Below are 25,649 nucleotides of genomic sequence, written 5' to 3' on the forward strand. Positions count from 1 at the left end.
CCATGTCGACCCATGCCAAGCGTGAACGGCTTCTGCTCGCCGATCTGTTGGAGGCGGCCGGTCCGGACGCTCCGACGCTCTGCGAGGGGTGGCGGACCCGGGACCTGGCGGCCCATGTGGTGGTGCGGGAGCGCCGCCCGGACGCGGCGGCCGGCGCCGTCGTTCCCGTGCCGGCGCTGAAGGCGCGGCTCGACCGGGTGCAGGAGGAGTTCGCCGGGAAGCCGTACGAGGAGCTGATCCAGCTCATCCGTACGGGTCCGCCGCGGCTGTCCCCGTTCACGATCAAGCAGGTGGACGAGGGCGCGAACGTCGTCGAGTTCTACGTCCACGCCGAGGACGTGCGCCGGGCACAGCCGGACTGGTCGCCGCGCGAGCTGGACCCGGTCTTCGCCGACACGCTGTGGTCGCGCCTGGAGAAGTCCGCGCGTCTCCTCGGCCGCAAGGCACCGGTGGGCCTGGTGCTGCGCCGCCCGAACGGCCAGACGGTGGTGGCGCACCGCGGCACGCCGGTGGTGACGGTGTCCGGCGAGCCGGGCGAGCTGACGATGTTCCTCTTCGGGCGGCAGGACGCGGCCAAGGTGGAGCTGGACGGGGAGCAGGAGGCCGTGGAGAAGCTGCACACGGCGAAGCAGCTCGGGATCTGAGCGGGCTTTCCGCTCGGGGCGGCCGGCGCGGCCGAGGTGGCCCGGGGCGGCCCGGGGCGGCCCGGGGCGCGGGCCTATCCGGGCAGTTCGGCCTTGCGTACGGAGGTGACGACGAGGCCGTAGACGCCGGAGAGGGCGCAGACGGCCGCGCTCACCCCGTACACCGGGCCGGGGCCCCACAGGCCGATCGCGGTGCCCGTGAGCGGGAAGGTGAGCGGGGCGAGACCGAGGGAGCAGAGGCCGGCCACGGCGGTGACGCGGCCGAGGTAGGCGGGGTCGCAGGCGGTCTGGAGTAGCGCGGTGCACAGCGCCCCGGACAGTCCGGCGAACAGGCCGACGGCCAGGGCGAGGCCGACGGCCGCGGGCAGCGGTGCGGCGTGGCCGAGGGCGGCGATCGCGGCGGCGCCGAGGAGCATGGTCCAGCCGCTGACCAGGCCGGCGCGCGGGACGCGGCCGCGGACGGTCAGGACGAGCGAGGCGGCGCCGGCGCCGGTGCCGAAGCCGGCGAGGATCCAGCCGATGCCGGACGCGCCCCAGCCGCGCTGCTCGGCGAGGACGGCGAGGCCCACGTTGAGCGGGCCGACGAAGCCGAGGTCGCTGAGGAGCACGATGACCATCAGAGGGCCGAGGAGGCGGTGGCCCCGCAGGTAGCGCAGCCCGGCGGCGAGGTCGCCGAGCGCGGTGCCGGAGCCGGTGCGGGTGCCGGTGCCGGTGTCGGTATCGGTATCGGTGTCGGTGTCGGTGCCGGTGCCGGAGCCGGTGCCGGTCGACTCGCCGACGGGCAGCGGGCGCAGCCGGAGCGCGCCCAGCAGGGGCAGCGAGAAGGCGAAGAGCAGTCCGGCGAGGCCGAAGGCGGTCGAGGGGCCGCCGACGGCGACCGCGAGGCCGCCCAGCGGGGCGCCGACGACGGCGCCGAGGCGCTGGGCCAGGCCGCGCATGCCCTGGACGCGGGCGAGCTGGTCGCGGGCGGCGATGCGGGGCGGCAGGGCGCCGACGGCGGGCAGGAACAGGGCGTCGACCGCCCCGAAGACGAGGGCGACGGCGGCGAGGACCCACAGGCCGGGCGAGGCGACGAGGAGGGTCGCGGCGAGGCCGAGGACGACGACGCAGCGGACGGCGTCGGATCCGATGACGACCCGCCGCGGACCGAGGCGGTCCGCGACCACTCCCCCGCCGAGCAGGAGCAGCGCCCGGGGCACGGCCGCGACGGCCATGACGAGCCCCGCCTGGCCGGGGCTGCCGCCGCTGACGGCGGCCCAGGCGAGCGCGAGGTGGTAGACGCTGTCCCCCAGGGTGGACGCGGTGTACGCGCCGACCCAGCGCAGCACCCCGGGGTCCCGGTGCGCGGGCCGAACGGCGCGGGAGGGGGCGGCGGTGGCCGGCGGGGTGGCGGTCATGCGCGGTAGGGGAAGCCGTGGAGGTGGACGGCGACGTTCTCGCGGCCCTCGGTGTGGCCGGCGGCCTCGGCGGCGCGGGCGGCCTGGTCGTACTTCCTGACGACGGCGTCCAGCTCCTCGCCCAGGGCGGCGAGCTCGGCGGCGGTGAGGCGGGGCAGCCACTCGGAGCTGACGGCGGCGGAGCGCCACGCGTCGGACCAGGTGAGGCGCTCGTCGAGGAAGCGGCGGTGCATCTGGGTGCGCTGCTCGTCGAGGGTGCGGCCGAAGGCGGCGTTCGCGGCGACGAGCTCGGGGGTGTCGCGGATGTCCTCCTCGCGGATGCTGAAGCCGTAGGAGCTGGGGCGCCACCAGCGCTCGCGGCCGTCGGCAGACTGGGCGGGAGCCTCCTCTACGAGCCCGCCGTCGGCGAGTTTGCGCAGGTGGTAGCTGACGAGGGAGACGGCCTCGTCGACCTGCTCGGCGAGCTGGGACGCGGTGGCGGTGCGGGCGACGAACAGGGCGCGGTAGAGGCGCATGCGCAGCGGGTGCGAGATGGCCTTGAGGGTGCCGAGATCGGTGATCCGGCGGGTCTCGGGTTCGGAAGAGGGCGGGGTCATGCCCTGACCGTAGATACGCAAGAAAACTTGCGCAATAGAAATTGCACAAATAATCCTGCACATCCGGTCCGAGAAGAGGGGCTCCCGGAGGAGCCCCTCAGCACCGGCGGAAGCCGGCCTCAGCGGACCTCGTGGCCCGCTTCCCGCAGCGTCTGCTTGACCTCGCCGATCCGGAGATCACCGAAGTGGAACACCGACGCCGCGAGCACCGCGTCCGCACCCGCCTCGATCGCCGGCGGGAAGTCGGACAGCCGCCCCGCACCGCCGGACGCGATCACCGGCACGGTCACGTGCTTGCGTACGGCCGCGATCATCTCCGTGTCGTAGCCGTCCTTGGTGCCGTCCGCGTCCATCGAGTTGAGCAGGATCTCCCCCGCGCCCAGCTCGGCCGCCCGGTGCGCCCACTCGACGGCGTCGATGCCGGTGCCCTTGCGGCCGCCGTGCGTCGTCACCTCGAAGGAGCCGGTCGCCGTGCGGCGGGCGTCCACGGACAGGACGAGGACCTGGCGGCCGAAGCGCTCGGCGATCTCCTGGATCAGCTCGGGACGGGCGATGGCGGCCGTGTTCACGCCCACCTTGTCCGCCCCGGCCCGCAGCAGCCGGTCGACGTCGTCGGCCGAGCGGACGCCGCCGCCCACGGTCAGCGGGATGAAGACCTGCTCGGCGGTGCGGCGCACCACGTCGTAGGTGGTCTCCCGGTTGCCGGAGGAGGCGGTGATGTCCAGGAAGGTCAGCTCGTCGGCGCCCTCGGCGTCGTACAGCTTGGCCATCTCGACCGGGTCGCCCGCGTCCCGCAGGTTCTGGAAGTTGACGCCCTTGACCACCCGGCCGTTGTCCACGTCCAGGCAGGGGATCACTCGTACGGCGACGCTCATGCCGCGGCACCTCCTTCGCCCGCGGGGCCTTCGCCCTCGGGGCGGTACGCCTCGACCTCGACCTCCACGACCAGGCGCGGGTCGACGAAACCGGAGACGATGATCATCGACGCGGCCGGTCGGACGGCGTCGAACAGCTCCTTGTGGGCGCGGCCGACCTCGTCGACGTCCCGCGCGTGCGTGAGGTACATGCGGGTGCGCACGACGTGCTCGGCGCCCAGGCCCAGCCGCTTGAGGGCCTCGAAGGCCACGTTGAAGGAGTTCACGGTCTGCTCGTACGGCCCGCCGTCGGCGATCTGGCCGCCGATCACGGAGGTGCAGCCGGAGACCAGGACGGTCCCGTTCGGCAGCTCGACCGCGCGGGAGTAGCCGAACTGCTCCTCCCAGGGGGCGCCCGTCACCACCTTGCGTACGGAGTCGCTCATGCGGCGGCCACCGCCTTCAGGGCGTCCTCCAGGGTGAACGCCTTCGCGTACAGCGCCTTGCCGACGATCGCGCCCTCGACGCCCAGCGGGACGAGCCCGGCGATGGCGCGCAGGTCGTCCAGGGAGGACACGCCGCCGGAGGCGACGACCGGCTTGTCGGTGGCCGCGCACACGTTCCGCAGCAGCTCCAGGTTGGGTCCCTGCAGCGTGCCGTCCTTGGCGATGTCGGTGACGACGTAACGGGCGCAGCCCTCGGAGTCGAGGCGGGCCAGCGTCTCGTAGAGGTCGCCGCCGTCGCGGGTCCAGCCGCGGCCCTTCAGCGTGGTGCCGCGCACGTCCAGGCCGACGGCGATCCGGTCGCCGTGCTCGGCGATGACCTTGGCGACCCACTCGGGGGTCTCCAGGGCGGCGGTGCCCAGGTTGACCCGGGTGCAGCCGGTGGCGAGGGCGGCGGCCAGCGAGGCGTCGTCGCGGATGCCGCCGGACAGCTCGACCTTGATGTCCATCGCCTCGGTGACCTGGCGGACCAGCTCCCGGTTGTCGCCGGTGCCGAAGGCGGCGTCCAGGTCGACCAGGTGCAGCCACTCGGCGCCGGAGCGCTGCCAGGCGAGGGCGGCGTCCAGCGGGGAGCCGTAGGACGTCTCGGTGCCGGACTCGCCGTGCACGAGACGGACCGCCTGGCCGTCCCGGACGTCCACGGCGGGGAGCAGTTCAAGCGTGCGGGACATCAGAGCGTTCCGATCCAGTTGGTGAGGAGCTGGGCGCCGGCGTCGCCGGACTTCTCGGGGTGGAACTGGGTCGCCCACAGGGCGCCGTTCTCCACCGCGGCGACGAACGGCTCGCCGTGCGTGGCCCAGGTGACCTTGGGCGCGCGGAGGTTGGGGTTGCCGACCTCCAGGGTCCAGTCGCGCACCCCGTAGGAGTGCACGAAGTAGAACCGGGCGTCGGCGTCCAGGCCCGCGAAGAGCTCGGTGTCGGCGGGCGCGTCGACCGTGTTCCAGCCCATGTGGGGCACGACCGGGGCCTTCAGCGGCTCGACCGTGCCGGGCCACTCGTCGAGGCCCTCGGTCTCCACGCCGTGCTCGATGCCCCGGGCGAAGAGGATCTGCATGCCGACGCAGATGCCCATGACGGGCCGGCCGCCGGAGAGGCGGCGGCCGACGATCCAGTCGCCGCGGGCGTCCTTGAGGCCCCGCATGCAGGCGGAGAAGGCGCCGACGCCGGGGACGAGGAGCCCGTCGGCGTTCATCGCCTTGTCGTAGTCGCGGGTGATCTCGACGTCGGCGCCGACCCGGGCGAGGGCGCGCTCGGCGGAGCGCACGTTCCCGAAGCCGTAGTCGAAGACGACGACCTTCTTCGGTGCGGCCGCGCTCATGACCACACGTCCAGACGCAGGACGCCGGCCGACAGGCACATGGCGGCACCGATGGAGAGCAGCACGATCAGGCCCTTGGGCATCTGCTGCTTGACGAAGGAGTAGATGCCGCCGAGCAGGAAGAGCCCGACGACGATCAGGACGGTGGAGAGTCCGTTCACGGTTACAGCGCGCCCTTCGTCGACGGGAGGATGCCGGCGGCGCGCGGGTCGCGCTCGGAGGCGTAGCGCAGGGCGCGGGCGAGGGCCTTGAACTGGCACTCGACGATGTGGTGCGCGTTGCGCCCGTAGGGGACGTGGACGTGCAGGGCGATCTGCGCCTGGGCGACGAAGGACTCCAGGATGTGCCGGGTCATCGTCGTGTCGTAGGAGCCGATCATCGGCGCCATGTTCTCGGGCTCGGTGTGCACCAGGTACGGGCGGCCGGAGAGGTCGACGGTGACCTGGGCGAGCGACTCGTCCAGCGGGACGGTGCAGTTGCCGAAGCGGTAGATGCCGACCTTGTCGCCGAGCGCCTGCTTGAAGGCGGCGCCGAGGGCGAGGGCGGTGTCCTCGATCGTGTGGTGCGAGTCGATGTGGAGGTCGCCGTCGGTCTTCACGGTCAGGTCGAACAGACCGTGCCGCCCGAGCTGGTCCAGCATGTGGTCGTAGAAGCCGACCCCGGTCGACACGTCGACCTTTCCGGTGCCGTCGAGGTCGATCTCGACGACGACGGAGGTCTCCTTGGTGGTGCGCTCAACGCGGCCTACGCGGCTCATGCGTTCTGCTCCTTCTTCAGCTCACGAACCGCGTCGAGGAACGCGTCGTTCTCTTCGGGGGTGCCGGCGGTGACCCGCAGCCAGCCCGGTACGCCGTTGTCCCGGACCAGGACGCCCCGGTCGAGGATCTTCTGCCATGCCTCGTGGGAGCCGCGGGCTCCGTCGAAGCGTCCGAACTGGACGAAGTTGGCGTCGGACTCGGTGACCTCGTAGCCGATGGCGCGCAGCTCGGCCACCAGCCGGTCGCGCTCGGCCTTGAGCTGCTCGACGTACCCGAGGAGGGTGTCGGTGTGCTCCAGGGCGGCGAGCGCGGTGGCCTGGGTGACGGCGGAGAGGTGGTACGGGAGGCGGACCAACTGCACGGCGTCGACGACGGCGGGGTGGGCGGCCAGGTAGCCCAGGCGCAGTCCGGCGGCGCCGAACGCCTTGGACATGGTCCGGGAGATCACCAGGTGCGGCCGGCCCTCGATGAGGGGCAGCAGCGACTCCCGGTGGCTGAACTCCACGTATGCCTCGTCGACGACGACCAGCGAGGGCTTGGCGGCCTGGGCGGCCTCGTACAGCGCGAGGACGGTCTCGGCCTCGACCGCCGTCCCCGTGGGGTTGTTGGGCGAGGTGATGAAGACGACGTCGGGCCGGTTCTCGGCGATCGCCCGCCGCGCCGCCGCCACGTCGATGGTGAAGTCCTCGTTGCGCGGGCCGGAGATCCAGCCGGTGCCGGTGCCGCGGGCGATCAGGGCGTGCATCGAGTACGAGGGCTCGAAGCCGATCGCGGTACGGCCGGGGCCGCCGAAGGTCTGCAGCAGTTGCTGGAGCACCTCGTTGGAGCCGTTGGCGGCCCACACGTTGCCGCGCTCGACCGGGTGCTTTCCGGTACGGGTGAGGTAGCGGGCGAGCTCGGTGCGCAGCTCGACCGCGTCCCGGTCGGGGTAACGGTTGAGGCCGCGGGCGGCCTCGGCGACCCGCTCCGCGATCCGGGCCACGAGCGGCTCGGGCAGCGGGTAGGGGTTCTCGTTGGTGTTGAGCTGGACGGGCACGTCGAGCTGGGGCGCGCCGTAGGGCGACTTGCCCTTCAGCTCGTCGCGGATCGGGAGGTCGTCGATCCGGAGGGTGTCGTTCGAGGTCACTTGCTCTCCGGCACCTTCCACCCGAACCGGGCCTTGACGGCGGCGCCGTGCGCGGGCAGGTCCTCGGCCTCGGCGAGGGTGACCACGTGGTGGGCGACCTCGGCGAGCGCGTCGCGCGTGTAGTCCACGATGTGGACACCGCGCAGGAAGGACTGCACGGACAGGCCCGAGGAGTGGCAGGCGCAGCCGCCGGTGGGCAGCACGTGGTTGGAGCCCGCGCAGTAGTCGCCGAGGGAGACCGGCGCCCAGGGGCCGACGAAGATCGCGCCCGCGTTGCGGACCCGGTCGGCGACGGCGGCGGCGTCGGCGGTCTGGATCTCCAGGTGCTCGGCGCCGTAGGCGTCGACGACCTTGAGGCCGTCGTCCGGGCCGGCGACGAGGACGATCGCGGACTGGCGGCCGGAGAGGGCGGGGACGATCCGGTCGTCGACGTGCTTGGAGACGGCGACCTGGGCCTTCAGCTCGGCCTCGACGGCCTCGGCGAGCTCCTCGGAGTCGGTGACGAGGACCGAGGCGGCCATCGGGTCGTGCTCGGCCTGGCTGATGAGGTCGGCGGCGATGTGCACGGGGTCGGCGGTCGAGTCCGCGAGGACGGCGATCTCGGTCGGGCCGGCCTCGGCGTCGATGCCGATACGGCCCTTGAGGAGGCGCTTGGCGGCGGCGACGTAGATGTTGCCGGGACCGGTGACCAGGTTGACCGGGGCGCAGCCGTCGGGGCCCTCGGTGCCGTAGGCGAACATGGCGATCGCCTGGGCGCCGCCGGCGGCGTAGACCTCGTCGACGCCGAGCAGGGCGCAGGCGGCCAGGATCGTCGGGTGCGGCAGGCCGCCGAACTCCCTCTGCGGCGGGGAGGAGACGGCCAGGCCCTCGACACCGGCCTCCTGGGCCGGGACGACGTTCATCACGACGGAGGACGGGTAGACGGCACGCCCGCCCGGCACGTAGAGACCGACGCGCTCGACCGGGATCCACTTCTCGGTGACCGTGCCGCCGGGCACGACCTGGGTGGTGTGGGTGGTGCGGCGCTGTTCCCGGTGGACCAGGCGGGCCCGGCGGATCGACTCCTCCAGGGCGGCGCGGACGGCCGGGTCGAGCTCGTCGAGGGCGCGGGTCAGCTCCTCGGCGGGGACGCGCAGGCTCGGGACGCGGACGCCGTCGAACTTCTCCCCGTAGTCGATCACCGCGGCCGCGCCATGATGCCGTACGCCCTCGCAGATCGGCCGCACCTTCTCCAGGGCGGCTTCCACGTCGAACTCGGCACGGGGCAGCAGGTCACGCAGGGCGGAACCCTCAGGGAGGGCGTCGCCGCGCAGATCGATTCGAGAGATCACGGGTCAATTCTCTCAGACGGCCAGGAACGTCCGTCGTCCGTATCACTGGCTGATACGGGCCACTCTGGCGTCTTGTCGCCACTCCTGACCGTTAGCGTTCAGTCCGTCACTCAGCGGGAAGAACGGCTGTACGAATCCGGGAAACGGAGTCGTGGAAAGCGAGGGGGCGGCAGTGACCGAGCCGCGCGAGGACGACGGGATGCCGGAGGGCCTGACCGGGCCCGAGCGGGAGATGTGGACGGCGTTTCAGGTGGGCGACGGCTGCGATCTGCGGGAGGGGGTGGCGGAGCGGGACGATCCGTTCGCGGTGGGCACGCCGTGGGGCCCCGAGCGCAGCGTGCGGGCCGAGATCGTGGCCCTGCTGCTGCTCGACGGGCCGCCGGCGCGGGCCGGGCGCGTCGCGGCGCTGAAGCTGCGCGGGGCGCGGATCACGGGGGTGCTCAACCTGGCGGGCGGCACGATAGGGCCGTATGTGGAGCTGAACGGCTGCCGCTTCGACGGCGAGGTGGCGCTGCCGGAGGCCCGCTTCGGCACGCTGCGGATGGTCGAGTGCCTCATCCCCCGTCTGGAGGCGGCCCGGCTGCACACGGAGGGCGACCTCCACCTGCCGCGCTGCCGGGTCGAGCGGGGCATCCGGCTCACCGACGCCCAGATAGGCACGGATCTGCTGATCAACCAGATCCAGGTGTGGCCCGACCGGCGCGGCCGGGCGATCACGGCGGACGGCCTGTCGGTCGCCCAGGACCTCCAGGCCGAGCTGATCGAGACGTACGGGGAGGTGAGCCTGCGCGGGGCGAAGGTCGGTGTGTCGCTCAGCCTGCGCGGCAGCGTGCTCCGCGGCGCCCAGCAGCGCCGCGCGCTGAACGCGCCGCAGCTCACCGTGGAGCGCACCCTCTATCTGAACGCGGCGTGGGTGTACGAGACGTCGGGGAACACGACGGCCACCCCGCCGTACGGGGTGACGCCGTCCCAGGGCGCCCGGCGCAAGCCGGTCGAGTGCCACGGCGGGGTGCGGCTTGACGACGGCCGCTTCGGTGACTCGGTGGACCTGCAGTACGCCCGGTTCCTGCTGGACGGCTCGCGCCGCGAGGAGGTGTCGCTGCGCCGGATCGTGACCCCGGAGCTGCGGTTCAACGGGGAGCGCCCCGAGGAGGGCCGGGTGGTGCTCAACGGGGCGAAGGTGGTGACGCTGATCGACCTGTCCACGAGCTGGCCGGGCCCGGGCGGGCTCGCGATGAACGGCTTCATCTACGAGACCCTCGTGCCCTACGGGCACTTCCCGCTGGCCCGGCGCCTGGAGTGGGTGGCGGCGGCCACCCCGGAGTACGCGCCGGAGCCGTACGAGCGGCTGGCCGCGGTGCTGCGCAGCAGCGGGGAGGACGCCGACGCGCGCGAGGTGCTGCTCGCCAAGCAGCGGCGGCGCCGGGAGACGCTGCCGCTGGCCGGGAAGCTGTGGGGCTACGTCCAGGACCTGGCCGTGGCGTACGGCTACCGGCCGGGCCGGGCGGCCCTGTGGATGGCGATCCTGTGGGCGGCGGGCGCGGTGGCGTTCTCCCACAGCGCGCCGGAGCCGCTGAAACCGGGCGAGACCCCGGAGTGGAACGCGACGCTGTACGCGCTCGATCTGCTGCTTCCGGTGATCGACCTCGGGCAGGTCGGGCACTGGCGGCTCCAGGGCTTCTGGCAGTGGGCGTCGACCGCGCTGATCCTTTTGGGCTGGGTCCTGGCCACGACGGTGGCGGCCGGGGCTTCGCGTCTGCTCAGACGCGGGTGACGCGGGACGGGGGTCGCGTTCGGCACCGTCTCACCCCTTTCTTTACGCTGTCTTGACCCCCGTCAGCACAACCTTCCGGCCGCCACCAAAGCTTCACAGCCCTCCACTGGCGCCGCCCTCACCTGCGGTTTTGAATGTTTCGCACGATGTCACTGCTCCGCGCCCTGATCGGCACCGCCCGTATGGTCCGGCACAGCCCGCGGCTCTCCGCAGGGCTCCCGCCGGACGACGACGTGCTGCTCGACGCGCCGGACGAGCGGCTGGCGCCGGCCCTGGTCGCCGCCGCGCTCGGTGACCCGGAGCCGACCGCCAAGCTGCTCGCCACCACCCGGGACGCCGCCGAGTGGGAGGACCGGGACCGCTATGTGACCCGGCTGAGCGCCTTCGCGTACCGCAGGGACGACTGGCTGGGCCACTGGCTCGCGGTGACGCCGCACGACCCGGACGCCCTGCTCGTGAAGGCGCAGTTGGCGGTCCGCAGGGCGTGGGAGTCGCCGGCCAGGGCCGAGCGGCTGCGCGACCTCGGGCCGCTGATCGAGGCCGCGGCCGAGGCGGCGCCGCGCGACCCGGTGCCGTGGCGGCTCGCCCTGGACCAGGCGCGCGGCACGCACGCGGGGCACACCGCCTTCGAGGCGCTGTGGGAGCAGGCCGTGCGGCGCGCCCCGAACCATTACGGCAGCCATGTCGCCGCCCTCAAATACCTGTCGGCGCAGTGGTACGGCTCGCACCGCGAGTGCTTCGACTTCGCCGAGCAGGCCGCGGAGGACGCGCTGCCGGGCTCGCTCGTCCAGGCGCTGCCGGTGCGGGCGGCCTTCTCGCAACTGCTGGCCGGGCCCGCGCCCGGTCAGGCGGTGGGCGGCGACCGGATCGACGCGGCGGCGGACCGGGCGCTCGCGCTGTCGGCCGAGTACCCGGCCGGCGACCTGTGGCCGGCGGAGGTGCGCAATCTGCTGGTCCACGTCCTGGTGGAGCGGGGCCGCTGGCACGACGCCCTCGCCGAGTTCGCGCGGATCGGACCGCAGGCGACCACGTTCCCGTGGACGCTGGTGGCCGAGGACCCGCTGCGCGCCTTCCTCGACGCCCGCGCCGGTGCCGTACGGGAGGTGGCCCGCCGCACCCGGCTGCGCGACGGGTCCGGAACCGGCGACGGGAGCCGGCCCCACGGCCATTAGGCTTGGCGGCTGTGACCACCGCCCGTCTGCCTCTCTTCCCGCTCAACACGGTGCTGTTCCCGGGCCTCGTGCTGCCCCTGAACGTCTTCGAGGAGCGTTATCGCGCCATGATGCGGGCGCTGCTCGCGACGGACGAGTCCGAGCCGCGGCGCTTCGCCGTCGTGGCGATCCGCGACGGCCGTGAGGTCGCCCCGACGGCCCCGGGCCTGCCGGACCAGACGGCCCTGCCGGAGAAGGGCCCGGCGGCCGGCTTCGGACCGGACCCGATCCAGGCATTCCACCGGGTCGGCTGCGTGGCCGACGCCGCGTCGATCCGGGAGCGCGCGAACGGCGGCTTCGAGGTGATGGCCACCGGCACCACCCGGGTGAAGCTGCTCTCCGTCGACGCGAGCGGCCCCTTCCTCACCGCCGAGGTCGAGGAGATCCCGGAGGAGCAGGGCGACGAGGCGGGCACCCTCGCCGAGGGCGTGCTGCGCGCCTTCCGCGCGTACCAGAAGCGCCTCGCGGGCGCCCGGGAGCGCTCCCTGACCACCAGCGAACTGCCGGACGACCCCTCGGTCGTCTCGTACCTGGTCGCCGCGGCGGCGGTGCTCGACACCCCGTCCAAGCAGCGGCTGCTCCAGGCACCGGACACGGCGACGCGGCTGCGCGAGGAACTGACCCTGCTGCGCTCCGAGACGGCGGTCATCCGGCATCTGCCGTCCCTGCCGGCCGTGGACCTGACCCGCGCCCCGACCAGTCCGAACTGACCCGAGGAAACCGTGGCGAAGAAGCAGAAGAAGCCCACCGGCGGCACCCCGGCGACCGTCGCCCTGACCACCGCCGGCACGCCCTACACGCTGCACTCCTACGACCACGACCCGTCGACCCCCTCCTACGGCGAGGAGGCGGCCGAGGCGCTCGGCGTCTCCCCCGACCGGGTGTTCAAGACGCTGGTGGCGGACGTGGACGGCGAGCTGACCGTGGCGGTGGTCCCGGTCGCGGGCCAGCTCGACCTCAAGGCCCTGGCCGCGGCGGTCGGCGGCAAGAAGGCGGCGATGGCCGACCCCGTCGCGGCGGAACGGACCACCGGCTACGTCCGCGGCGGCATCTCGCCGCTGGGCCAGCGCAAGCGCCTGCGCACGGTCCTGGACTCCTCGGCCGCCACGCACCCGACGATCTGCATCTCGGCCGGCCGCCGGGGCCTGGAGGTCGAGCTGGCTCCCCAGGACCTGGCGGCCCTCACGGACGCGGTGGTGGCCCCGATCGGCCGGGGCTAGGCCGAAGAAGCACGGGAGCGGGCCCGGGGTCAGATCTGCGGGCTCGGCATCGGCGGCCAGGGCCCGTCCTCGGGCTCCGGGTCGCGCGGGCCGAAGACGGCCGTCAGGGCGAGGTGCACGATCATCGCGGCGACCGGCCAGGCCAGCACCGCCGCGGCCGCCATGTTCAGGTCCAGCGGCGCCTCGAAGAGGACGTCGGGCCCGACCGCCTTGGCGTGGGCGACGACATCGCGTTCCGGGCCGAGCCAGGCGCCGACGCCCCAGCCCAGCAGCGAGCCGAGCACGCCGCCCACCGCGAGTCCGATGACGAGGGCGATGCCGCCGTGGCGGTGGATCAGGAAGACCAGGGCCGCGGCCAGCGCCCCGAAGCCGAGACCGAGCAGGACAAACGTTCCGTCCATGCCGATGGCCGCCTCGCCCTCGCCGTCGCGCAGGAAGACCGCCTTGCCGTCGGAGACGAGCACGACCCTCGGCGCGAGCCACATCCACAGCAGTCCCAGCAGGGCTCCGGCCACCGCCGACACGACGGTCACGACGGCGGCCTGCCGCAGTTCGGTGGCCGTGCTGGGGGCGCCGTCCGGTGCGGGCAGCGCCGGATCGGGCGCGGGCCAGGCGGAGTCGTGCGGCGGTGGCTGGTGCGGCGGAGTCAGAGGTGCGGTCACCACGCCATCGTGCCAGGTGCGGCTGTGTGCCGCCTCAGCGGACCGCCGCCCTTCGGTACGCCCATGTCGCCACCGCCAGCGACACCACCCCGACCGCCCCGCACACCGCGAGGTCGACGCAGACCGCCGCCCAGTCCGGATGGGGGTCGAAGGTACGGGCCAGGGCCTCGACCCCGTAGGTGGAGGGCAGCAGGTCCCGGGCCCAGCCGATCGGGGCGGGCAGCCGTTCGGCGGGGAGCACGCCGAGCAGCAGCGCCGCCGACATGCCGAGCTGGCCGAGGAGGGTGGCGAGCTCCTGACGCGGCGCCAGCAGGCCGAGCGCCGCGCCGAGCCCGGCGAGCGCCGCGCCGGACAGCGGCACGACGGCCGCCAGGATCCACAGGTGTCCGAGCGGCAGTCCGAAGAGCACCGAGCCGATGACCGCGGTGATCACGGTGCCCGGCACGGTGAAGGAGGCGTACGCCCCGGCCGCTCCCAGGACCACGGCCGCCGGCGGCACCGGCAGGGTGGCGTAGTGGTCGAGGCCGCCGCCGGCCCGCAACTGCCCGAAGTACTGGGCGAGCAGGTTGAGGGCGACGAAGGCGACGACGAGGACGGCGGAGCCGGCGACGACGGCCCGCGCCTCCGCGCCGCCGTCGACGACGCCCCGCATCAGGACCATGATCCCGACGGACTGGAAGGTCGCGACGAAGAGCAGCGGGATGCGGGACACCCGGGCGCGGGAGAGCTGGGCGCGGTAGACCGCGGCGAGCGCGGGCAGCAGCCGGGCGCGCGGGGCGAGGGGCGCGGCGCCTTCCGCGGCCCGGTCCCGGACCGGCTCGCCGGCGACCGCGGCCCCCGGGGCCTCGGCGGGCAGGGTGCTCAACTCGTCCAGCTCCTGACGTTCGACCTGTGGATCACGCCTTCACCAGTCCCCGGGTGTCGCCGCCGAGCGCCAGGTACACGTCCTCCAGGCTCGGTGTCGCCAGGGTGAAGTCGTCGAGGGCCGCGAACGCCGCGCCTCCGGTCACGGCCGCGACGGCGGCCCGCGCCTCGTCGGGGGCGAGCCTCAGCACCCAGCGGCGGCCGGACTCCTGGGCGGAGGTGCGCAGGGCGGCGACCTCGGGGACGTCGAGGGGGGCGCGTTCGCGCCAGACGAGCTCGACCCGTACGTCTCCGGCGACGCGTTCCTTGAGTCCCGCGGGGGTGTCGCAGGCGATGACCCGGCCGCGGTCGAGGACGGCGACCCGGTCGAGGACGGTCTCGGCCTCGATGACGTTGTGGGTGACGAGCAGCACGGTGGTGCCGTGCTCGGCGCGGCGCCGGTCGACGGCGGCCCAGACGGCCCGGCGGGCGAGGGGGTCCATGCCGGTGGTGGGTTCGTCGAGGACGAGGAGGGGCCGTTCGCCGACGAGGGCGGCGGCGACGCAGGCGAGCCGCCGCTGGCCGCCGGAGAGCTTCTTCAGCGGGCGGGCGGCGAGGTCGGTGAGGCCGAGCTCGTCGAGGACGGCGTCGCGGGCGGCGCGGGCCTCACGGGCGCCGAGGCCGCGCAGCCGGCCGGTGGTCTCGGCGGCGAGGGCGACGGTCAGCTCGTCGAGGGCGGTGGACTCCTGCCCGAGGTAGGCGAGCAGCCGGGAGGCGCGTTCGGGGTGGCGCACGATGTCGTGGCCGAGGAGGTGGACGGTGCCGGAGTCGGGCCGCATGAGTCCGGTGAGCTGGCGGACGAGGGTGGACTTGCCGGCGCCGTTGGGGCCGAGCAGGCCGAAGATCTCGCCGCCGCCCACATCGAGGCTGATCCCGTCGGTGGCCCGGACCTCGGGGGTCGCGGGCGCTCCGCGTCTGCCGCGTGTGGCGGGGTACGTCTTCACCAGGTCCCGCACCGCGCACACCGTACTCACAAGGGAGGAGCCTACGGGGTGCCCCGGCTCTCCTCGGGCGCGGGGGCGTGTTGGACGGCGGCGTGGACGTCGATCTCGCGCCAGAATCCGGCGCGGATCGCGTAGCGGTCGTGCTCGTCGATCTGGTCGTCCTTGTGGGCGAGCAGGCCGAAGCGGGCGGCGTAGCGCAGGAGCTCGCCGTCGATGCGGTGGGGGATGCGGGGGTACATGGTGGCGAGCTTGGGGACGTGGCCGGGCTCGGGGAGCCGGTCGAGCCAGCGGCGGGCGAAGACCTGGCCGACCTCGTAGGGGTCGCCGCCGACGGTGGTGATGTCCTCCTCGCGGTCGGCCCAGCGCTGTTCGGCGCTGGTGAGCTGGGCGAGGGTGGGCAGGGAGGCGGTCTCGGCGGGTTCCCCGAGGGCGGCCGGGGGGCGGTCGATCCAGCCCTTGTCGGAGGACCAGCGCAGGGTGGCGCCGGCGGGGTGCGGCTGGCCGGCGGGGGCGGCGGGGCCGCGGAGGGCGGCGAGGTCCTTGGGGGTGGGCACGTTTCGCCCGTGTCCGTGTCCGTGTCCATGTCCGGTTCCGTCGCCGGTGCCGCTCCCCTGACCGGCTCCGTCACCGGGGCCGTGGCCGGGTGCGTGTCCCGGTGCGGGGACGGTCGCGCCGTCGGCCCCTTCGCCCGCGCGGGGGGCGGTCGCCCGGCCCTGGCCGTGGGGCGCGGCGGGCTCCCGGTGGGGGCCGTGGGCGGAGCGGTCGTGGCCGCCGTTGTGGGCGCTGTTGTGGGCGGCGGCCGCGGCGGCGCGCTCGGCGGAGGCGGCGAGCGCGGATTCGGGCAGGGGCGCGGAGAGGATCGCGGCGATCTCGGGGCGGGGCGCGGGCGGCGGGGCGCACAGGCCGGTGAGGTCCTTGGCGCGGACGGCCCGGGTGATCCAGGTGCGGTCGAGGACGCGGCGTTCGTCGGCCTCGGCGACGAGGTCCTCGGACTGGTTGTAGTCGCCGTCGGCGGCCTGGACGGCCCACAGGTGGACGGCGACGCCGTGTTCCTTGGCGGACATGAGGCCGGGCAGCAGGTCGCCGTCGCCGGTGACGAGGACGATGTCGGAGCAGGCGCGGTTTCTGGCCAGTTCGGTGAGTTCGGTGTGCATGGCGGCGTCGACGCCCTTCTGGGCCCAGCGTCCCTCGCTGCGGGTGAGGGCGCCGAGCCGGACGGTGACCCGGGGCATCACCCGCAGGCGGCGGTGTTCGGGCTGGGGCACCCGGTCGGGGGCGCCGTCGAACCAGTAGATCCGCAGGAGGGGCTGCTGGGTGTCGGCCTCGGCGCGTTCGCGGAGCTGCTGGATGAGCGCGGCGTGGTCGACCGTGATCCGGGAGCGGGCCGGCTCCCCGGCGAGGAGGCTGGCGGCGGCGCCCAGCAGATAGCCGGCGTCCACCAGGACGACGCATCGGTCCACGTGTTCCACCCTCTTTCGGGAACCTCGTCGGCTCTTTCGGGAACCTCTTCGGGAACCTCGGGATCGGAAGTGCTCCGGGTTCCCCCGAGTCTGCCCGACCCGCGTGTGCTTGAGGTCCGGAACTGGATCATCGGCGTGGCGGATCTCACGCGGGGGCGGCCCTCACCGTCCGTAATGATCCAAAATGCGGCGCTTCCGGTGGTGTGTGAGTCTGACAGCGGCCCTGGCCCCCAGATCCCCACGAGGAGGCATCATCACCATGGCCAAGAACCGTAAGCAGGACCGCAGTCAGCGCGCCTCGGCGGCCGAGCGCGGCGAGCAGAGCGCCCGGTCGACCGCGATGGAGTCCCAGGCCGAGCAGCGCGCCACCCAGGTGACCCCGGGCGACATGGCACGGAAGGGCCGTCAGAAGCGCTTCGGCCACAACTGACGCACCCACGGCAACAGGGGCGCGCCCGTGACGACGGGCGCGCCCCTAGCGCGTGCGGCGCGTGCGGCGGATGGAGGCCGCCGGCCGGGTCAGCCGGCCAGGCAGGAGGGTCCGAGGAGGACCTTGAGGTCGCCGAAGAGGGCCGGGTCGGGCTGGACGCGGTGCCGGTCGAGCCGCAGCACGGTGGTCGAGCGCGGGCCCTGGAGCTTGATGCGGACCTCGGTGTTGCCCTTGTGGTGCTGGAGGATCTCGCCGAGCCGGCTGATCATCGGCGGGGTCACCTTGACCGTGGGGATGGTGAGGACGACCGGCGCGTTGGTCCCCGCGTTGGACAGGTCCGGGACCATCAGCTCCATGGCGACGAGCCGGGGGACGTCCTCGCGCTTGTCGAGGCGGCCCTTGACGAAGACGACGGCGTCCTCGACGAGCTGGGTGGACACGAGCTGGTACGTGGCCGGGAAGAACATGCACTCGATGGAGCCGGCCAGGTCCTCGACGGTGGCGATGGCCCAGGCGTTGCCCTGCTTGGTCATCTTCCGCTGGAGGCCGGAGATGATGCCGCCGATGGTGACGACGGCGCCGTCGGCGTGCTCGCCGCCGGTGAGCTGGGAGATGCCGGCGTCGGTCTTGTCGGACAGGACGTGTTCGAGGCCGAAGAGCGGGTGGTCGGAGACGTAGAGGCCGAGCATCTCGCGCTCCTGGGCGAGGAGGTAGGACTTCTCCCACTCGACGTCGGAGAACTCCACGTCGAGGCCGAAGCCCGGCTCGCTGCTGTCCTCGTCGCCCATGCCGCCGAAGAGGTCGAACTGTCCCTCGGCCTCCTTGCGCTTGACGGCGACCACGGTGTCGATCATGGGCTCGTGCTGGGCGACGAGGCCCTTGCGGGTGTGGCCCATGGTGTCGAAGGCGCCGGCCTTGATCAGCGACTCGACGGTCCGCTTGTTGCAGACGACCGCCTCGACCTTGTCGAGGAAGTCGGGGAAGGAGCTGTACTTCCCCTTGCTCTTGCGGGTCTTGATGATCGACTCGACGACGTTGGAGCCGACGTTGCGGACGGCGGTGAGGCCGAAGAGGATCACGTCGTCGCCCTGGGCGGCGAAGTTCGCCTCGGACTCGTTGACGTTGGGCGGGAGCACCTTGATGCCCATGCGGCGGCACTCGTTCAGGTAGACGGCGGACTTGTCCTTGTCGTCCTTGACCGAGGTGAGCAGCGCCGCCATGTACTCGGCGGGGTGGTTGGCCTTGAGGTAGGCGGTCCAGTAGGAGACGAGGCCGTACGCGGCGGAGTGGGCCTTGTTGAAGGCGTAGCCGGCGAAGGGGACCAGGACGTCCCAGAGCGCCTTGATGGCCTCGTCGCTGTAGCCGTTCTTCTTGGCTCCGGCCTGGAAGATGGTGAAGTTCTTGGCCAGCTCGTCGGGCTTCTTCTTGCCCATGACGCGGCGGAGGATGTCGGCCTCGCCGAGCGAGTAGCCGGCGATGATCTGGGCGGCCTTCTGCACCTGCTCCTGGTAGACGATCAGGCCGTAGGTGACGTCCAGGACCTCCTTGAGCGGCTCCTCCAGCTCGGGGTGGATCGGGGTGATCTCCTGCTGGCCGTTCTTGCGCAGCGCGTAGTTCGTGTGCGAGTTCATGCCCATCGGGCCCGGGCGGTAGAGCGCGGACACGGCGGAGATGTCTTCGAAGTTGTCCGGCTTCATCAGCCGGAGCAGGGAGCGCATGGGGCCGCCGTCGAACTGGAACACGCCGAGGGTGTCGCCGCGCTGGAGCAGTTCGAAGGTCGTGGGGTCGTCGAGCGGGAGGGCGAGGAGATCGATGTCGATCCCCTTGTTGGACTTCACCATCTTGACGGCGTCGTCCATGATCGTCAGGTTGCGCAGGCCGAGGAAGTCCATCTTGAGCAGGCCGAGCGACTCGCAGCTCGGGTAGTCCCACTGGGTGATGGTGACGCCGTCGGTGTGCCTCACCCAGACGGGGACGTGCTCGGTGATGGTCTCGCTGGACATGATCACGCCGGCGGCGTGGACGCCCATCTGGCGGACCAGGCCCTCGACGCCCTTGGCGGTGTCGATGACCTTCTTGACGTCCGGCTCGTTCTCGTACATCGCCCGGACCTCGCCCGCCTCGCTGTAGCGCGGGTGGGAGGGGTTGGTGATGCCGTCGAGGTCGATGCCCTTGCCGAGGACGTCGGCGGGCATGGCCTTGGTGATCCGGTCGCCCATGGCGTACGGGTAGCCGAGGACGCGGGCGGAGTCCTTGATCGCGTTCTTGGCCTTGATCTTGCCGTACGTGCCGATCATGGCGACCTTGTCGGCGCCGTACTTCTCGGTCACGTACCGGATCACCTCGACGCGCCGGCGCTCGTCGAAGTCGATGTCGACATCGGGCATGGAGATGCGCTCGGGGTTGAGGAAGCGCTCGAAGATCAGGCCGTGCGGGATCGGGTCGAGGTCGGTGATGCCGAGGGCGTACGCGACGATGGAGCCGGCCGCGGAGCCTCGGCCGGGGCCCACGGCGATGCCCTGCTTCTTCGCCCACATGATGAAGTCGGCGACGACGAGGAAGTAGCCGGGGAAGCCCATCGAGATGATGGTGTCCATCTCGTACTCGACCTGCTTCATGCGGTCGTCGGGGATGCCGTCCGGGAAGCGGCGGTGCATGCCCCGCATGGTCTCCTCGCGGAACCAGCTCACCTCGGTGTAGCCCTCGGGGATGTCGAACTTCGGCATGAGGTTCTTGGCCTCGAACATGCCGTCGGTGCTGACCTGCTCGGCGACCAGGAGGGTGTTGCGGCAGCCCTCCTGCCAGGCGTCCGAGGAGTCGATGGCGTACATCTCCTCCGTGGACTTCAGGTAGTAGCCGGTGCCGTCGAACTTGAAGCGGTCGGGGTCCGAGAGGTTCTTGCCGGTCTGGATGCACAGCAGGGCGTCGTGGGCGGTGGCCTCGTGCGCGTAGGTGTAGTGCGAGTCGTTGGTGACCAGCGGCGGGATGCCGAGCTTCTTGCCGATCTCCAGGAGCCCGTCGCGGACCCGGCGCTCGATCTCGATGCCGTGGTCCATCAGCTCCAGGAAGTAGCGGTCCTTGCCGAAGATGTCCTGGTACTCGGAGGCGGACTTCAGGGCCTCGTCGAACTGGCCGAGGCGCAGCCGGGTCTGGAGCTCGCCGGAGGGGCAGCCGGTGGAGGCGATCAGGCCCTCGGACCACTGGGAGATGGTCTCCTTGTCCATCCGGGGCCACTTCTGGAGCCAGCCCTCCTTGTACGCGTCGGAGGAGAGCCGGAAGAGGTTGTGCAGACCGGTCGCGTTCGCCGCCCAGATCGTCTTGTGGGTGTAACCACCCGAGCCGGAGACGTCGTCCTTCTTCTGGTGCGGCTGGCCCCACTGGATCTTCCGCTTGGTACGGCGGGACTCCGGGGCGACATATGCCTCGATGCCGATGATCGGCGTCACGCCGGCCTTCTTGGCGGAGTGGAAGAAGTCGTAGGCGCCGTGGAGGTTGCCGTGGTCGGACATGGCGATATGGGTCATGCCCATCTCGTTGCACGCGTTGAACATGTCCTTGAGCCGCGCGGCACCGTCCAGCAGGGAGTACTGGGTGTGGACGTGGAGGTGCGTGAAGGGCGGCTTGGTCACGGGGGATGCCTCCGAACGGATTCCTGGGGGGACAGCGTGGAAGTCTACGTCGCTCGGCCGACAGGGACCGGGCACGGAGCGGTACGGTCGCGCGTTGGGAGACAGGGAACACCTGTCCCATTTGTCATGCACCTATTTTGAGCCACGCCCGCACGCGTCCCGCACCAGGAGGCTTCTTCGATGTCGGTCCCCCAGCCCACCGCCGCCGAGCGCGGTGAGCAGATCCTCGCCGTCTTCGACACCGCCTTCGGCGAGCTGCTCGCCGCCGACCCGGCGGCCTTCAAGGTCAAGTTCCGCAAGATGGCCGGCTCCGCCTTCGCCTTCTACCGGGGCACGGCCTGTCTGTTCTACAAGGACCTGGAGCACGAGGCCCACGGCGGGCCGTATCTGGACGAGCGGACCGGACGGGTGTGGATCCACGGCGATCTGCACGCCGAGAACTTCGGCACGTACATGGACGCCACCGGCCGGCTGATCTTCAACGTCAACGACTTCGACGAGGCGTACGTCGGCCCCTTCACCTGGGACCTCAAGCGGCTGTCCGCCTCCCTGGCGCTGATCGGCTACGCCAAGGCGCTCAGCGACGAGCAGATCACCCACCTGGTCCGGATCTACGCCGCCTCCTACCGGGAGCGGATCCACGCCCTGGCGACCGGGGCGAAGAACGACGAGCTTCCGCCGTTCACGCTGGACACGGCCGAGGGCGCGCTGCTCGGCGCGCTGCGCCAGGCCCGCTCGCTGACCCGCTTCGGGCTGCTCGCGTCGATGACGGAGATCCGCGACTACGAGCGCCGCTTCACGGCGGGCGGCGGCGCGATCGAGCTGGACGCGGCCGCCCGCTACAAGGTGCTCGCCGCCTTCGACGGCTACCTGGAGACGCTGCCGGAGTCGAGCCTGGCCCGCCCGGACTCGTACCGGGTCAAGGACGTCGTGGGGCGGCGCGGCATCGGCATAGGCTCGGCCGGCCTGCCCTCGTACAACATCCTTCTGGAGGGCAACAGCGACGCCCTGGAGAACGATGTCGTCATCTATCTGAAGCAGGCGCAGACTCCGGCGGTCTCCCGCCATGTGACGGACGCGGCGGTGCGCGGCTACTTCCACCACGAGGGGCACCGCACGGTGATCTCGCAGCGGGCGCTCCAGGCGCACGCCGACCCGTGGCTGGGCTGGACGGAGCTGGACGGCGCGGGGCAGCTCGTCGCGGAGGTCTCGCCGTACGCGGTGGACCTGGACTGGTCGGACATCGACGACCCGCAGGACATCGCGGCCACGGTCGCCGACCTGGGCCGGGCGACGGCGACGATGCACGCGGCGGCGGACGACTCGAGCGGCCACTCGCTGGTGCCGTTCTCCACGGAGCGGGCCATCGACGCGGCGATCGCGGCCGACGAGCAGGGCTTCGCCGAGCTCCTGGTGGACTTCGCGCACGCGTACGGCGCACGCGCGCGTGCCGACCACCAGATCTTCGTGGACCTCTTCCGCAACGGCCGGATCCCGGGACTCTGAGGTGCCTGTGAGGCGCCCGGGGTGCCTCACAGCTCGCCCTTAGGGACGTCTTACGGCCGGGCATGGCACACTTCCACGGCGATGGACATGGCAGGAATCAAGCTGAGAGCCCTCCGGGCGGCGTTCTTCACGGCACTGGTCGTGACGCTGTCCGTGGCCTCGCACGTCCTGCTCTCCGGCGTGCCGCTGCCGCTCGCGACGGTCGTCCCGGTCGCGGCGGCCGTCTTCGCCGCGGCGTACGCGCTGGCCGGCCGTGAGCGCGGCTTCGGCCCGATCGCCGGGCTGCTCGTGCCGCTGGAGCTGGCCGCCGACACGTTCTTCACCAGCGGGCAGGTGGCCTGTTACGGGCCCGCCGGCGGACCGGTCGCCGGTTCGCTGCGCTCGGTGGGCCTGGACGTGGACGCGCTGTGCGGCGGTGCCGTGGGCGCTCCCCTGCCGGGCGTGGCGGCCGCCGGGAGCGGCACCGCGTCCTCCCTGCTGACCTCGCCCGATCCGGCCGTGCCCTGGCTGCTGCTCGCCGCGCATGTGGCGGTCGGGCTCTCGGCGGCCGCGTGGCTGCGCGGCGGGGAGCGGGCGCTGGCCCGGTTGCTGCGGGCGGCGGTCGCCTGCGCGTTCCTGCCGCTGCTGCTCGTGGCGGCCCTCGTCCGCGTCTCGGGCACCGCGCCCCGGGGTGCCGGACGCGTCGCCGACCGGCCGCGCCGGTCGCGTACCCGGCTGCTCGTGCACTGTGTGGGACGGCGGGGACCGCCGTGGGGTGCGAGCCCGTGGCGTCCGGCTCCGGCCACGACGCCCGCACGCGCCCTCGCCCCCGCCCTGGTCTGAGCCGGCACCCGCCGCGGGCCGGGCCGGACGGCAGTCCCCTTTCTTCCTTCCTCCTCAGTCACGGAGAGCACGACCATGAGCAAGCGCAACAGCCAGGCCAACAAGGCGGCAGCCCGCGAGCGGCTGCGCATCGAGCGGGAGCGGCAGGCCAAGAAGGAGAAGGTCCGCCGCCAGTTGGTCGTCGCCGCGACGGCGGTCGGCGTCCTGGCCGTCGCCGGCGGCGTCGGCTACGCCGTCGTCCAGGCCAACAAGCCGTCCGCGTGGGAGACGGCGGCGGACGCGAAGAACGTCACGGCCCCGAAGAACACCGAGGGCGAGAACGGCACCACCGTCGTCATCGGCAAGCCCGAGGCCAAGAAGACCCTGGAGATCTACGAGGACTCGCGCTGCCCGGTGTGCGCGACCTTCGAGCAGAACGTGGGCGCCACGGTCGACAAGGACGTCACCGACGGCAAGTACAAGATCAAGTACGTGGGCGCGACCTTCATCGACAACGCCGACCAGGGAGAGGGCTCGAAGAACGCCCTCTCCGCGCTGGGCGCCGCGCTGAACGTGAGCCCCGATGCCTTCCTGAAGTACAAGGCGGCGCTGTACTCGACGAAGTTCCACCCGGAGGAGAGCCAGGACAAGTTCGCCAAGGACTCCTACCTCCTGGAGGTGGCGGACTCGGTCCCGGCCCTGAAGGGCAACGCGGAGTTCCGGAAGGACGTCGAGAGCGGCACCTTCGACGCCTGGGCGATGAAGATGTCGAAGGCATTCGACGCGAGCGGGGTCGGGGCGACGCCGACCCTGAAGATGGACGGGAAGAAGCTGACCGCCGAGGGCAGCGACAACCCGCCGCTGACGGTGGACGAGTTCAACACGGCCCTGACGAAGGCCCTGAAGGGCTGACCGGGAACGGCCCCCGGGGACCGACCGGGGACCGATCGGGGACCGACCGGGGACCGGCCCGGGTCAGGGGGCGAAGGACAGCAGCCGCGGGGAGGGCCGGTCGTCGTCGCCGCTCACCGTCGAGGGGGCGACGAGGAACCGGCCCTTCACGTAGGCCAGGGTCCCGGCGAAGGTGTCGTACTCCTGCTTCCGCGCCGCCGCCGGGTGCTGGAGCAGGAGGACCGCCTTCTCCGCTCCGGGACCGATCCGCCGGAGCTGTCCGGGCCGGCTCGGGGTCGCCCCCTCGTAGACGACGACCGCGGGTCCGGCGGCGAGCACCGGGTGCAGGCGGCGCCCGGTGTTCTCCTGGACGCCCCAGCGGAGCTTGCCGGTGGTGAGGTCGTACGCGCCGAGCTTGCCCTCGGTGCCGAGGAAGACGGTGTCGGGGCCGACCACGGCGCCGGGGCAGTTCTGCACCCCCTCGCCCGCGTCGCCCGCGTCGGCGCAGTGCTTGAAGCCCTTCCCCCGGGGGTCGACGGTGCCGCGCACCCGGCCGTCGGGGTGGAGGGCGACCACCCGCCAGTCGTCGGCGAACACCACCTTGTCGAGGGTGGTGATCACGACGGGTTCGGTCGAGAGCACCTTGTCGATCTTCCGGCCGCGCGGGGTGTCGTGGCGCCACAGGACCCGGCCGGAGGCGGGGTCGAGCGACCGCACGCGGCCGTATCCCTTCTCGGCGGCGCCGAGGGCGCAGATGTCGATCACGAGCAGCCGCCGGCCGCCGGCCACGTCGTCCGGATAACAGCCGCCCGGATCCTCCTTGAGGATGTCGTAGAGCTTGGTGCCGTCGCCCATCCGGTAGGCGGCGGCCTTCATGCCCTGCACGACCGCGACCGTGTCCCCGCTGATCGCGGCGTGGACGATGATCGTGCTGTCCATGCTGCCGGTCTGGACGAGTTCCTTGTGCCAGCCCTGGCGGCCGGTGCGCAGATCGATCATCCGCATCTGGTCGCAGCGGCTGCCCCGCTCGGAGTCGCGATTGCGGTGGACGACGACGACGCGTCCGTCGGCGGTGGTGTCGACGGGGACCTCGCAGACCGGGTGGGGCAGGGGGATGCTCCACACCTCGGCGCCGTCGGTGAGGCGGTAGGCGGTGACCTTCTTGTAGACCGCCTGGACGACGGTGTCGCCGACGACCCAGAAGTTGTGGGCGAGGGTGCTGCCCCGGGGCAGGTCGGCCGGGTCCTGGGCGATCCAGGCCGCCGCCTCCCCCGGCTTCCGGGCCGCCGCGAGCTCCGCGGCGGTCGGGATCCGCTCCGCCTGCGGGACCGGGGCGGTGGTCCGTGACGGGCGGGCCTCGCCGGGGCTCGCGGTGGCCGACGGGCCGGGCTTGGCGTCGGTACGGCGCTGGTCCGCCGCACGCTCCTTCAGGAGGTACGCGCCGCCGGCCGCGACGAGCAGCAGGGCGAGTACGGCGGCGAGCAGCGGGACGGGGCCCGGGCGCCGCCGACGGGGTGGCTGCGCATCGGGGCCGGGGCCGGGGGCGGCACCGAAGCCGGGGTCGAAGCCCGGGCCGGGCACGGGGCCGATGCCGGGGCCTGGTTGCCCGGAGGCGTACGGATTGCCGGGCACCGGCCCCTGCCGCGGATCGTGGTCGTACCAGGGCTGATGGGTCATCGGATGTGCTCCCC

The 25,649-nt window shown here is 72.7% G+C and carries 25 protein-coding genes; 9 read left to right on the forward strand and 16 right to left on the reverse strand.

The genetic code is table 11. The features are described from left to right. Nucleotides 1-2 precede the first annotated feature (2 nt). Nucleotides 3-644: a TIGR03085 family metal-binding protein gene (locus ABZ135_RS13765; RefSeq protein ID WP_356695152.1), complete on the forward strand. Its 642-nt coding sequence runs from the start codon at nt 3-5 to the stop codon at nt 642-644. 74 nt (nt 645-718) lie between these two features. Here the strand turns inward: ABZ135_RS13765 and ABZ135_RS13770 are convergent, their stop codons facing one another. From ABZ135_RS13770 to hisD, 10 genes are all read right to left on the reverse strand, one after another. Then, a complete protein-coding gene (locus ABZ135_RS13770) occupies nt 719-2,041 on the reverse strand; it encodes an MFS transporter (protein ID WP_356695154.1) in 1,323 nt (440 codons plus the stop codon). Continuing rightward, nucleotides 2,038-2,637: a helix-turn-helix domain-containing protein gene (locus ABZ135_RS13775; protein ID WP_356695156.1), complete on the reverse strand. Its 600-nt coding sequence runs from the start codon at nt 2,635-2,637 to the stop codon at nt 2,038-2,040. Before ABZ135_RS13775 ends, ABZ135_RS13770 begins: the two co-directional genes overlap by 4 nt. 119 nt (nt 2,638-2,756) lie before the next feature. Then, nucleotides 2,757-3,512 carry an imidazole glycerol phosphate synthase subunit HisF gene (gene hisF / locus ABZ135_RS13780; protein ID WP_356695158.1) on the reverse strand — a complete coding sequence of 252 codons (756 nt, stop codon included), beginning with the start codon at nt 3,510-3,512 and terminating at the stop codon, nt 2,757-2,759. Continuing rightward, nucleotides 3,509-3,937: a RidA family protein gene (locus ABZ135_RS13785; protein WP_356695160.1), complete on the reverse strand. Its 429-nt coding sequence runs from the start codon at nt 3,935-3,937 to the stop codon at nt 3,509-3,511. Before ABZ135_RS13785 ends, hisF begins: the two co-directional genes overlap by 4 nt. After that, nucleotides 3,934-4,665, reverse strand: coding sequence for a bifunctional 1-(5-phosphoribosyl)-5-((5-phosphoribosylamino)methylideneamino)imidazole-4-carboxamide isomerase/phosphoribosylanthranilate isomerase PriA (gene priA, locus ABZ135_RS13790; RefSeq protein ID WP_356695162.1), 732 nt, complete (start codon nt 4,663-4,665; stop codon nt 3,934-3,936). Before priA ends, ABZ135_RS13785 begins: the two co-directional genes overlap by 4 nt. Then, nucleotides 4,665-5,312, reverse strand: coding sequence for an imidazole glycerol phosphate synthase subunit HisH (hisH, locus tag ABZ135_RS13795; protein WP_356695164.1), 648 nt, complete (start codon nt 5,310-5,312; stop codon nt 4,665-4,667). Before hisH ends, priA begins: the two co-directional genes overlap by 1 nt. Next, nucleotides 5,309-5,473 (reverse strand): hypothetical protein, encoded by a 165-nt coding sequence (locus ABZ135_RS13800; protein WP_356695166.1) that lies wholly within the window; start codon nt 5,471-5,473, stop codon nt 5,309-5,311. The genes hisH and ABZ135_RS13800 overlap by 4 nt, the downstream gene beginning before the upstream one ends. Nucleotides 5,474-5,475: 2 nt before the next feature. Further along, a complete protein-coding gene (hisB, locus tag ABZ135_RS13805; RefSeq protein WP_030492957.1) occupies nt 5,476-6,069 on the reverse strand; it encodes an imidazoleglycerol-phosphate dehydratase HisB in 594 nt (197 codons plus the stop codon). Continuing rightward, nucleotides 6,066-7,196, reverse strand: coding sequence for a histidinol-phosphate transaminase (locus ABZ135_RS13810; protein WP_356695168.1), 1,131 nt, complete (start codon nt 7,194-7,196; stop codon nt 6,066-6,068). The genes hisB and ABZ135_RS13810 overlap by 4 nt, the downstream gene beginning before the upstream one ends. Next, entirely contained in the window at nt 7,193-8,527 is a 1,335-nt protein-coding gene (gene hisD / locus ABZ135_RS13815) for a histidinol dehydrogenase (protein ID WP_356695170.1), read from the reverse strand. The genes ABZ135_RS13810 and hisD overlap by 4 nt, the downstream gene beginning before the upstream one ends. Nucleotides 8,528-8,699: 172 nt before the next feature. Here hisD and ABZ135_RS13820 point away from each other — a divergent pair, with 172 nt between their 5' ends. The 4 genes from ABZ135_RS13820 to ybaK all read left to right on the forward strand — a co-directional run bounded on the left by ABZ135_RS13820 (nt 8,700) and on the right by ybaK (nt 12,732). Continuing rightward, nucleotides 8,700-10,301, forward strand: a complete 1,602-nt coding sequence (locus ABZ135_RS13820) for an oxidoreductase (protein ID WP_356695172.1) — start codon at nt 8,700-8,702, stop codon at nt 10,299-10,301. A gap of 134 nt (nt 10,302-10,435) precedes the next feature. Next, nucleotides 10,436-11,473, forward strand: coding sequence for a hypothetical protein (locus ABZ135_RS13825; RefSeq protein WP_356695174.1), 1,038 nt, complete (start codon nt 10,436-10,438; stop codon nt 11,471-11,473). An 11-nt stretch (nt 11,474-11,484) separates the two neighbouring features. Beyond that, the gene (locus tag ABZ135_RS13830; protein ID WP_356695176.1) at nt 11,485-12,222 is read left to right on the forward strand and encodes an LON peptidase substrate-binding domain-containing protein; all 738 of its coding nucleotides are present in this window, start codon (nt 11,485-11,487) and stop codon (nt 12,220-12,222) included. Between the two features lie 12 nt (nt 12,223-12,234). Continuing rightward, the gene (gene ybaK, locus ABZ135_RS13835) at nt 12,235-12,732 is read left to right on the forward strand and encodes a Cys-tRNA(Pro) deacylase (protein ID WP_356695178.1); all 498 of its coding nucleotides are present in this window, start codon (nt 12,235-12,237) and stop codon (nt 12,730-12,732) included. A gap of 29 nt (nt 12,733-12,761) precedes the next feature. Here ybaK and ABZ135_RS13840 read toward each other — a convergent pair whose 3' ends face one another. The 4 genes from ABZ135_RS13840 to ABZ135_RS13855 all read right to left on the reverse strand — a co-directional run bounded on the left by ABZ135_RS13840 (nt 12,762) and on the right by ABZ135_RS13855 (nt 16,710). Further along, nucleotides 12,762-13,394, reverse strand: coding sequence for a DUF2567 domain-containing protein (locus tag ABZ135_RS13840; RefSeq protein WP_356695180.1), 633 nt, complete (start codon nt 13,392-13,394; stop codon nt 12,762-12,764). Between the two features lie 34 nt (nt 13,395-13,428). After that, entirely contained in the window at nt 13,429-14,157 is a 729-nt protein-coding gene (locus ABZ135_RS13845) for an ABC transporter permease (RefSeq protein ID WP_356695335.1), read from the reverse strand. 133 nt (nt 14,158-14,290) lie between these two features. Further along, nucleotides 14,291-15,262 carry an ABC transporter ATP-binding protein gene (locus ABZ135_RS13850; RefSeq protein ID WP_356695337.1) on the reverse strand — a complete coding sequence of 324 codons (972 nt, stop codon included), beginning with the start codon at nt 15,260-15,262 and terminating at the stop codon, nt 14,291-14,293. A 20-nt stretch (nt 15,263-15,282) separates the two neighbouring features. Continuing rightward, nucleotides 15,283-16,710, reverse strand: coding sequence for an NYN domain-containing protein (locus tag ABZ135_RS13855; RefSeq protein ID WP_356695182.1), 1,428 nt, complete (start codon nt 16,708-16,710; stop codon nt 15,283-15,285). Between the two features lie 250 nt (nt 16,711-16,960). Here ABZ135_RS13855 and ABZ135_RS13860 point away from each other — a divergent pair, with 250 nt between their 5' ends. Further along, nucleotides 16,961-17,131 carry a hypothetical protein gene (locus ABZ135_RS13860; protein WP_356695184.1) on the forward strand — a complete coding sequence of 57 codons (171 nt, stop codon included), beginning with the start codon at nt 16,961-16,963 and terminating at the stop codon, nt 17,129-17,131. Between the two features lie 89 nt (nt 17,132-17,220). On the opposite strand, the gene dnaE is transcribed toward ABZ135_RS13860, so the two are convergent. After that, nucleotides 17,221-20,760 (reverse strand): DNA polymerase III subunit alpha, encoded by a 3,540-nt coding sequence (gene dnaE / locus ABZ135_RS13865; protein ID WP_356695186.1) that lies wholly within the window; start codon nt 20,758-20,760, stop codon nt 17,221-17,223. A 180-nt stretch (nt 20,761-20,940) separates the two neighbouring features. Here dnaE and ABZ135_RS13870 point away from each other — a divergent pair, with 180 nt between their 5' ends. The 3 genes from ABZ135_RS13870 to ABZ135_RS13880 all read left to right on the forward strand — a co-directional run bounded on the left by ABZ135_RS13870 (nt 20,941) and on the right by ABZ135_RS13880 (nt 23,979). Continuing rightward, nucleotides 20,941-22,266 (forward strand): DUF2252 domain-containing protein, encoded by a 1,326-nt coding sequence (locus tag ABZ135_RS13870; protein ID WP_356695188.1) that lies wholly within the window; start codon nt 20,941-20,943, stop codon nt 22,264-22,266. An 81-nt stretch (nt 22,267-22,347) separates the two neighbouring features. Further along, nucleotides 22,348-23,088: a hypothetical protein gene (locus tag ABZ135_RS13875; RefSeq protein ID WP_356695190.1), complete on the forward strand. Its 741-nt coding sequence runs from the start codon at nt 22,348-22,350 to the stop codon at nt 23,086-23,088. A gap of 75 nt (nt 23,089-23,163) precedes the next feature. After that, on the forward strand, nt 23,164-23,979 hold the full coding sequence (locus ABZ135_RS13880; protein WP_356695192.1) for a DsbA family protein: 816 nt from the start codon (nt 23,164-23,166) through the stop codon (nt 23,977-23,979). 63 nt (nt 23,980-24,042) lie between these two features. On the opposite strand, the gene ABZ135_RS13885 is transcribed toward ABZ135_RS13880, so the two are convergent. Next, nucleotides 24,043-25,635, reverse strand: a complete 1,593-nt coding sequence (locus tag ABZ135_RS13885) for a PQQ-binding-like beta-propeller repeat protein (RefSeq protein ID WP_356695193.1) — start codon at nt 25,633-25,635, stop codon at nt 24,043-24,045. Nucleotides 25,636-25,649 lie beyond the last annotated feature (14 nt).

The sequence above is a fragment of the Streptomyces sp. NPDC006339 genome (genome assembly GCF_040612775.1).
GTDB lineage: Bacteria > Actinomycetota > Actinomycetes > Streptomycetales > Streptomycetaceae > Streptomyces.

What these genes read in the sequence shown, in the direction of transcription:
- ABZ135_RS13875 (WP_356695190.1), top strand. Translation starts at nt 22,348, where the DNA reads ATGGACATGGCAGGAATCAAGCTGAGAGCCCTCCGGGCGGCGTTCTTC.
- ABZ135_RS13825 (WP_356695174.1), top strand. Translation starts at nt 10,436, where the DNA reads ATGTTTCGCACGATGTCACTGCTCCGCGCCCTGATCGGCACCGCCCGT.
- ABZ135_RS13765 (WP_356695152.1), top strand. Translation starts at nt 3, where the DNA reads ATGTCGACCCATGCCAAGCGTGAACGGCTTCTGCTCGCCGATCTGTTG.
- hisF (WP_356695158.1), bottom strand. Translation starts at nt 3,512, where the DNA reads ATGAGCGTCGCCGTACGAGTGATCCCCTGCCTGGACGTGGACAACGGC.
- ABZ135_RS13870 (WP_356695188.1), top strand. Translation starts at nt 20,941, where the DNA reads ATGTCGGTCCCCCAGCCCACCGCCGCCGAGCGCGGTGAGCAGATCCTC.
- hisH (WP_356695164.1), bottom strand. Translation starts at nt 5,312, where the DNA reads ATGAGCGCGGCCGCACCGAAGAAGGTCGTCGTCTTCGACTACGGCTTC.
- ABZ135_RS13775 (WP_356695156.1), bottom strand. Translation starts at nt 2,637, where the DNA reads ATGACCCCGCCCTCTTCCGAACCCGAGACCCGCCGGATCACCGATCTC.
- hisB (WP_030492957.1), bottom strand. Translation starts at nt 6,069, where the DNA reads ATGAGCCGCGTAGGCCGCGTTGAGCGCACCACCAAGGAGACCTCCGTC.
- ABZ135_RS13785 (WP_356695160.1), bottom strand. Translation starts at nt 3,937, where the DNA reads ATGAGCGACTCCGTACGCAAGGTGGTGACGGGCGCCCCCTGGGAGGAG.
- ABZ135_RS13880 (WP_356695192.1), top strand. Translation starts at nt 23,164, where the DNA reads ATGAGCAAGCGCAACAGCCAGGCCAACAAGGCGGCAGCCCGCGAGCGG.
- priA (WP_356695162.1), bottom strand. Translation starts at nt 4,665, where the DNA reads ATGTCCCGCACGCTTGAACTGCTCCCCGCCGTGGACGTCCGGGACGGC.
- ABZ135_RS13860 (WP_356695184.1), top strand. Translation starts at nt 16,961, where the DNA reads ATGGCCAAGAACCGTAAGCAGGACCGCAGTCAGCGCGCCTCGGCGGCC.
- ABZ135_RS13885 (WP_356695193.1), bottom strand. Translation starts at nt 25,635, where the DNA reads ATGACCCATCAGCCCTGGTACGACCACGATCCGCGGCAGGGGCCGGTG.
- ABZ135_RS13770 (WP_356695154.1), bottom strand. Translation starts at nt 2,041, where the DNA reads ATGACCGCCACCCCGCCGGCCACCGCCGCCCCCTCCCGCGCCGTTCGG.